The sequence below is a fragment of the Sphingosinicella sp. genome, from assembly GCF_052387495.1.
Classification (GTDB): domain Bacteria; phylum Pseudomonadota; class Alphaproteobacteria; order Sphingomonadales; family Sphingomonadaceae; genus Allosphingosinicella.
Map to the genome: position 1 here is coordinate 1 of NZ_JBQTJC010000257.1, position 7153 is coordinate 7153.

At 69.0% G+C, this 7153-nt stretch carries 8 protein-coding genes and 2 pseudogenes; 2 read left to right on the top strand and 8 right to left on the bottom strand.

The genetic code is table 11. The features are described 5' to 3' along the window. Positions 1 to 47: 47 nt before the first annotated feature. From ACT4N8_RS13980 to ACT4N8_RS14005, 6 genes are all read right to left on the bottom strand, one after another. The gene (locus tag ACT4N8_RS13980) at positions 48 to 701 is read right to left on the bottom strand and encodes a PadR family transcriptional regulator (protein WP_444858727.1); all 654 of its coding nucleotides are present in this window, start codon (positions 699 to 701) and stop codon (positions 48 to 50) included. Positions 702 to 843: 142 nt separating this feature from the next. After that, positions 844 to 1269 (bottom strand): 50S ribosomal protein L19, encoded by a 426-nt coding sequence (rplS, locus tag ACT4N8_RS13985; protein WP_444858728.1) that lies wholly within the window; start codon positions 1267 to 1269, stop codon positions 844 to 846. Position 1270: 1 nt separating this feature from the next. After that, on the bottom strand, positions 1271 to 2002 hold the full coding sequence (trmD, locus tag ACT4N8_RS13990; RefSeq protein WP_444858729.1) for a tRNA (guanosine(37)-N1)-methyltransferase TrmD: 732 nt from the start codon (positions 2000 to 2002) through the stop codon (positions 1271 to 1273). Continuing rightward, positions 1999 to 2376, bottom strand: a complete 378-nt coding sequence (locus ACT4N8_RS13995) for a type II toxin-antitoxin system VapC family toxin (RefSeq protein ID WP_444858730.1) — start codon at positions 2374 to 2376, stop codon at positions 1999 to 2001. The genes trmD and ACT4N8_RS13995 overlap by 4 nt, the downstream gene beginning before the upstream one ends. Then, entirely contained in the window at positions 2373 to 2660 is a 288-nt protein-coding gene (locus ACT4N8_RS14000; RefSeq protein ID WP_444858731.1) for an AbrB/MazE/SpoVT family DNA-binding domain-containing protein, read from the bottom strand. Before ACT4N8_RS14000 ends, ACT4N8_RS13995 begins: the two co-directional genes overlap by 4 nt. A gap of 64 nt (positions 2661 to 2724) precedes the next feature. Further along, positions 2725 to 4236 carry a serine hydrolase domain-containing protein gene (locus tag ACT4N8_RS14005; RefSeq protein WP_444858732.1) on the bottom strand — a complete coding sequence of 504 codons (1512 nt, stop codon included), beginning with the start codon at positions 4234 to 4236 and terminating at the stop codon, positions 2725 to 2727. A gap of 86 nt (positions 4237 to 4322) precedes the next feature. Between ACT4N8_RS14005 and ACT4N8_RS14010 the strand changes: the two are divergent. Together ACT4N8_RS14010 and ACT4N8_RS14015 are read left to right on the top strand one after the other, a co-directional pair. After that, a pseudogene (locus ACT4N8_RS14010) lies at positions 4323 to 5241 on the top strand (NAD(P)/FAD-dependent oxidoreductase). 123 nt (positions 5242 to 5364) lie between these two features. Beyond that, positions 5365 to 5928, top strand: a complete 564-nt coding sequence (locus ACT4N8_RS14015) for a hypothetical protein (protein ID WP_444858733.1) — start codon at positions 5365 to 5367, stop codon at positions 5926 to 5928. Here ACT4N8_RS14015 and rimM read toward each other — a convergent pair. Beyond that, positions 5925 to 6410 carry a ribosome maturation factor RimM gene (gene rimM / locus ACT4N8_RS14020; RefSeq protein ID WP_444858734.1) on the bottom strand — a complete coding sequence of 162 codons (486 nt, stop codon included), beginning with the start codon at positions 6408 to 6410 and terminating at the stop codon, positions 5925 to 5927. The two genes, ACT4N8_RS14015 and rimM, sit on opposite strands and share 4 nt — an antisense overlap. A 338-nt stretch (positions 6411 to 6748) precedes the next feature. Then, positions 6749 to 7153, bottom strand: a pseudogene (rpsP, locus tag ACT4N8_RS14025) (30S ribosomal protein S16); the annotation flags it as partial.

The following is a 7153-nucleotide window of genomic DNA, read 5'->3' on the forward strand; positions in this document are numbered from 1 at the left end:
ATCATCCGCCAGCATTATGGCGGGCAGCAACGGCCGAGCCCGGTGCCCTAGACTTCGGCGTTGTCCGAGTCGTCCTCACCCTTTTCCTTGCCGGTCAGCCGCTCGATCTTCTGCGCCGCCTCGTCGAGGATGGCGGCAATCTTGTGCAGGGTCGCCTCGTCAACCTCGTCGCGGGTGACGCGATGCCAGAGCGCGGAGAGCAAATTGCCGACCGCGCGCTTGATCGGGGCGCCGCCGGCCTTGCGCCGGTCGCTGCCGAGATCGTCGAGCCGCTCGAACAGGCCGGCGACGTCGTCCGCATTGTCGGCGAGATGATCGCGGCCCTCTTGCGTGACGGCGAAGACCTTGCGCGCGCCTTCCGACTGCTGCTCCTCGATCAGGCCCATGTCCTGCAGCATGGTGAGCGTCGGATAGACGACGCCGGGGCTCGGCGCGTAGCTGCCGTGGGTCAGCTCCTCGATTGCGCGGATGAGGTCGTAGCCGTGTCGCGGCTGGTCGGCGATCAGCTTGAGGAGGACGAGGCGCAATTCGCCCGCGTCGAACACGCGCCGACGGCCGCCGCGGCGGCCCCAGCCGCCACCTCCACCCCAATCGCCGCCGTCCCAGCTCCAGTTGCGGCCCCAGCCCTTGCCGCCAAGGCTCATCGCGATGAGTCCTTCCGGAAATCCGCGCGGCCCGCAGCCGCCCATCTTGAAACGCATGTTCGACTCCTATCTTAGATAGGCTGCGATATATCTCAGCTTGCGATGTAGTCAAGATATATCTTGATGAGGGCCGCCAAGCCTCCCAACGAAAAAGGGCGGCCGCCGAAGCGACCGCCCTGCTCTGCTCGATGCGCGAGGGTCAGCCCTCGGCGGTCTCGGTCTCCGGCGTCGCGGTGTTGGCGGCCGGGGCGCTCTGGCCGGGACGGACGTCGCGGCGCTCGGCGATGCGGGCGCGCTTACCGGTGCGGCCGCGCAGATAATAGAGCTTGGCCCGGCGGACATCGCCGCGGCGGACCACCTCGATCGAATCGACGTTCGGCGAATAAAGCGGGAAGACACGCTCGACGCCCTCACCGAAGCTGATCTTGCGGACCGTGAAGGAGCTGCCCAGGCCGCGGTTGGCGCGGGCGATGCAGACGCCTTCGAAATTCTGGATGCGGGTGCGCTCGCCTTCGACGACGCGGACGCCGACGCGGAGCGTGTCGCCCGGACGGAATTCGGGGATCGCCTTGGTCGAGTTGAACTGCTCGATCGCCTCGGCCTCGAGCTGCTGGATCAGGTTCATTTCACTTGCTTTCGTCTTCGCGCCGCGCGCCAGAGGGCGGTGGCCTTCGCGCGCCCCCGTGGCGCTCGATCAGGTCCGGCCGCCTTAGCCGTGTCTCCTCCGCCGCTTTGGCCTTGCGCCAGGCGGCGATCTTCGCATGATCCCCCGACCGCAGCACCTCGGGGATCGTGCGCCCTTCCCATGTCACAGGTCGGGTATAATGCGGATATTCGAGAAGCCCGCTCTCGAAGCTCTCCTCCTCTCCGCTGGAAGGCTGGCCCATTACCCCGGAGAGGAGGCGAACGCAAGCATCGAGAAGGACGAGCGCTGCCACCTCTCCGCCCGAGAGAACATAGTCGCCGATCGAGACCGGAATCACCGGGCGCGCCTCGAGCAGGCGCTCGTCGATCCCCTCGAAACGGCCGCAGAGGATCGAAAGGCCCGGCCCGGCGGCAAGCTCGCGGACGAAGCCTTGGGTGAGCGGCGCCCCGCGCGGAGTCATCACGAGCTTGGGCCGGTCGTCAGCTACGCTGTCGAGTGCCGCGGCGAGCACGTCGGCGCGCATCACCATCCCCGCCCCGCCCCCCGCCGGCGTATCGTCGACCGAGCGGTGCCTGTCGGTCGCGAAGTCGCGGATCTGCACGGTGTCGAGCGACCAAATCCCTTCGGACAGCGCCCGGCCGGCAAGGCTGTGCCCCAGCGGTCCCGGAAACATCTCGGGATAGAGCGTAAGGACGGTCGCGGCCCAGCTCATTTTGCCCAATTCTCGACCTTCAGGCCCGGCACGTCGGCGAAATCGGCCTCGTTATTGGTGATCACCGTCGCCCCGACGCTGAGGGCATGGGCGGCGAGCAGCCGATCGAAGCGCGCACTCCTGAACGGCAGCTGCGCATAGGCCCGCGCTGCCGCCTCGTCGAAGGGAAGCAGCGGAATGGCCGCTATGAAGACGTCGAGCAGGCCTGGCGGCGGCGGCTTGCCGAGTTGCGATCCCAGCGCAAGCTCCGCGAAGCTGATCACCGAAATACAGATTTCGCCCGGCGCGCGTTCGGCGATGCGGCGGTTTACCGGCGATGCGGCATCGACCATCGCATAGATCGCGCTGTCGGCGTCGATCAGATAGCGGATCACCCCTTCTTCGCCGCCGCTTCCGCCGCCTTTCGCGCTGCAATCGTGCTCGGCCGCTCTTCGAACTCGCGCAACTCGGGTGGCAAGGGCTTGAGCCAAGGCGCCTTGCCGGCGAAGCCGCTGACGTCGATCGTCTTTCTAGGCGGCGGCTCGGCTTCGAGCCGGTAGCCGCTCTGCTCCTCGCGCAGCGTCATCGTCGAACCTTCCTTGAGGCCAAGTTCCTTGGGTAGGCGCAACGCGAGCGAATTGCCCGATTTGAAAATCTTCGCGCGATATTCCTTGCCCATCATCGTCTCCGTATATACGCAATGTATATACATCCGATGCGCTTCCGACAAGCGCCGGAAAGATTCATTGCAGCGGCACCACGTTGAGGCTCAACTCCTGGATCGACGGAGACGCGGTGGGGGCGAGGAGCAGCTCGCCCTGGAGGCTGCCGCGCTGGCAGCGCCAGGTGAAGCGGCCGGAAAGGAGCCCGGTCGGCTGGATCGGCGCGTTCGTCTCGCACTCGCCGATGACGAGGCGCAGGCTCGCCAGGTCGCGGCGCCATTCCTCGGCCGAGCGGTCCATGAGGAAGTTCATCGCCAGCAGCGGCCCGGCCTGCTCGACGCCGCCGGCGCGGTAGATGTCGCCGGCGCCGCGATAGGCGGCGGCGAGCGATTCGCTGACCGCGAGCGTGCGGGCCGGGATCAGTCCAGCCTCCTCAAGCACGGCGGCGGCCGCCCAGACCGGGACGACCGGCGCCTGATAGGTGCCGTTGGCGAAGGCGAAGATGCCGACGCCGCGCTCGGGCAGCAGCAGCATGTAGGAGCCGTAGCCGGGATAGCCGCCGCCATGGCCGAGGCTGAGGCCGAGCTCGCAATCCGTCGCGACGCGCAGGCCCATGCCATAGGCCGCAGCCTGGGCGCATTGCTCTGGACCGGGGCGGTCGGCGAGCTGGGGATGGTTCAGCCCCTCGGCCAGCTCGCGCACGCTCGCGCGGCGCACTGGCCCCTGCTCCTCGCCGTCGCGCGGCGGCCAGGCGGCGAGCAGGAAGGCGATCCAGCGGGCATAGTCGCTCGCGCTGGTCTGGATGCCGCCCATCGCTCCGAACGTGCCGTGCGCCATGTCGGGCTCGCGGCGCCAGCCGCTCCCCTCCCGCCGGTAGCCGATCGCGCGGCGCTCGAGCGAGGATTCGGCGATCTCGTATCCGGTCGAGGCCATGCCGAGCGGACGCATGATCTCCTGCTCAATATAATCCTTGTAGGGCCGGCCGGAGACATTGGTGACGATCCGGCCGAGCAAAGCGTAGCCGAAGTTCGAATATTCATAGGCCGTGCCCGCGGGCCGGGAGAGCGGCACGCCCTCGGCGAGCATGCGGGTGAACTCCTCCTCGGACAGCGACTGCTGCCGATCTCCCCATGGGTTGTCGGTGACGAGGCCGCCTGTGTGGGCGAGCAAGTCGCGCACCCGGATGCGCGGGGAGTCGCTGGTCGGATAGCGCCAGTTGCGAAGCTCGGGCACATAGGTCTCAGCCAGTGCGTCAAGCTGGAGCCGACCCTCGTCGCGCAGCTTCAGGATGGCGAGCGCGGTGAACACTTTCGACATCGAAGCGATGCGGAAGAGGGTTTCCGGGCCGGCCGGGCGATTGCTCTCGATGTCCTGGACGCCCTGCGCGCCGAAATGGACCAGCCGGCCATCGCGCACGACCCCCCAGACCAGGCCCGGCGCATCCGCCCGTGCCAGCCAGCTCCGGAATGCGGCGTCGACCGCCGGGGCGGTGCGCTCGACGCCGAGGGAAGGCGGCGCCGCGGGCTGGGGCTCGGTCTGTGCCAGCGCCGGCGTGGCGGCGGCGAGCAACAGGGCGACGATCAGCCTGCGCATATCAGGACCCCTCCCGTGGCGTTTGGACTGGGATAGCCCCCCGCCGCCCGTGGAACAATCGCCGTGACGCAAGCGCTGGAGGCCGGATGAGCGAGGAGACCAACGACTGCCTGATCATCGGCGGCGGCCCGGCCGGGCTGACCGCGGCGATCTATCTCGCGCGCTTCCACCTCAAGGTGACCCTGCTCGACGCCGGGCGGAGCCGGGCGGGCTGGATTCCCTGCACCCGCAACGTGCCGGGCTTTCCCGACGGCATTTCGGGCGACGAGCTGCTCGCGCGGATGCGGGCGCAGGCGGAGCGCTACGGCGTCGGCATCACCGAAGCGCGGGTGACAAGACTCGACCGGACCGAGGACGGCTTCACCGCCGAATGGGGCGGCGGCCGGGTGGCGGCGCGCACGGTGCTGCTCGCGACCGGGCTGAAGAACCGGCGGCCGGACATGGACGAGGCGCTGCACGTAGGCGATGGCGCGCGGCCTGATCCGCTATTGCCCGATCTGCGACGGCTATGAGGTGACCGACCGGAAAGTAGGCGTGATCGGCAGCGGATCGCACGGCGTTGCCGAGACCTTGTTCCTGCGCGGCTACACCGCCGATCTCACCCTGATCGCGCCCGACAAGGCGCATGGGCTGAGCGAAGAGGACCGGGCGAAGCTCGACGAGGCCGGCATCCGCACCGTGGACGGCCCCTGCCAGGGGGTGGCGGCGATGAAGGACTGCATCACGGTCGACACGGCGGACGGCCATTATACGTTCGACAGCATCTATCCCGCTTTGGGCTCGGACCTGCACACCGAACTCGCCGAGCAACTCGGCGTAACGCTGGCCGAGGGCGCGGGCTGCATCCTGGTCGACGACCGCCAGCGCACCAGCGTTTCCGGCGTCTATGCGGCGGGCGATGTCGTGCTCGGGCTCGATCAGATCAGCCACGCAATAGGCCAGGGCGGCGTCGCGGCGACGACGATCCGCAACGACCTGGCCAGAACCAAGCCGCTGCTCCGGTAACACAGGCGCGCGGAAGCATGGGCCAGCCGCGCCGACCCTTGAGGTTCTTTCCCGCCGATTCAAGCCGCCTGTCCACGGAGGGCCTGCTAATGAAACCGGCTCTTCGAACGGTGCGAGCTCGTCTTGGTAAGCAAAGACCGACACGACAAGGAAATCTCAATCGGTCGCGCCTATCCTGGCGCGATGGGAAGCTGGACCTTCGCCTGGGACCCGCCCGAGGAGGACGCGCCGCTGGTCAGGCTGGGGCGCGCGGCCGCCGGGCTGGCGCTTGTCCTCGGCGTCGCTTTCGCGGTCGCCTTGTTCGCCTACGGGACGGGCCTGGTTTCGACCTATGGCTGGGCGGAAGGGTCCGAGCGACACAACAGCCACCTGACCCGCACCGCCGACAATAGCGAGTTCGGCCTTCACACCGTCTACGTCTTTGCCGGCCAGCGGCTGTGGTGGGATTATGACGTCGCGGTCGAAGGCAGCGGGGGTGTCCGTCTGTGGATCTCAAAGACGGTGCCGCGACCAGACTTCATCGCCCGCGCCCAGGACGTCGAAACGACCGGGCGAGGGCGCTTCGAGGTCGTGGCGCCGGAATCGGGCTTTTACGCCTTTCGGCAGGAGTACGTGCCCTATGGCGTCCTGCTCGACGGCTCGCGCCCCGGCGCGACCCGCTACCGGCTGAACTGGGGCGTGGATTAGGCGAGGAAGGCGGGGTCGGCCACGATGCGATCGCCGGCGAGGTCGGCGAGGCCGGGCTTGAACGGGATCAGGGCGCGCTTGCCATCTGGCCGCTCGATCTCGAGCAGGTCGCCCGCGCCGTAATTCTCGACCGCGACGACGGCGCCGAGCGGGGCGTCGGCGGCATCGACGACCGCCAGCCCGATCAGGTCGGCATGATACGATTCGCCCTCGCCGAGCGGCGGCAGCGCGTCGCGCGGGACGGAAAGGAGCTGGCCGCGCAGCGCTTCGGCGGCGGCGCGGTCGGCGATTTCGGCGAAGCGGGCGATCGCGCCGGCACCGCCGGGCCTTACTGATTTAAGTGTCAGCGCACGCTCGCCAGCGAACAGGGTTTCGTGCCGCTTCAGGCTGTCCAGCCCTTCGGCGAACAGTTTCAGGCGCACCTCGCCGCCGACGCCGTGCGCGCCGGCGACGGCGGCGAGGATGACCTGGGTCTCAGCCAAGCGCGTCAGGCCTGCTCGGCCTTCTCCGCGCCCTCTTCGGGAGCCGCCTCTTCGGCGCCCTCGGCCGGCGCTTCGACGGATTCGCCCTCGTTGCTCGCTTCCGCGGCGGGCGTGGGCTCGTCCTCGGCGGCAGCCTCCTCGGCCGGAGCGGCTTCGCCGGTCGGCTCCTCGGCCGAAGTCTCCTCCGCAGGCGCTTCGGCTTCCGGAGCCGAAGCTTCCTCGGCAGCCGCTTCCGCGGGCGCAGCTTCCTCGGCGGTAGCCTCCTCGGCGGGAGCGGCTTCGGCGGCCGGCTCCTCGGTGGGAGCTTCCTCCGCCGGCGCCTCCTCAACTTCAGGCGTCGCTTCCTCGACCGCTTCGGCCACGACCTCCACGGCCTCGGCCTCGGCGGCGGCTTCGACAGCCTCCACGGCCTCGGCCTCGGCGGCGTCTTCGACAGCCTCCTCGGCCGGCGCGGCCTCGGCTTCGGCGGCCGCGGCTTCCTTGCCGGCCCGCTCCTCGGCACGCTCCTTGGCCTTCTCGCCCGGCTCGGCCTTGTTCGGATTGTTGCGCGCCGGACGCTCCTTGATGCCCGCGGCGTCGAGGAAGCGGAGTACGCGGTCCGACGGCTGGGCGCCGACGCTCAGCCAATGCTTGATGCGGTCCGCGTCAAGCTTGACCCGCTCCTCGCTGTCCTTGGGGAGCAGCGGATTGTAGCTGCCGACCCGCTCGATGAACTTGCCATCGCGCGCGTTGCGGGCGTCGGC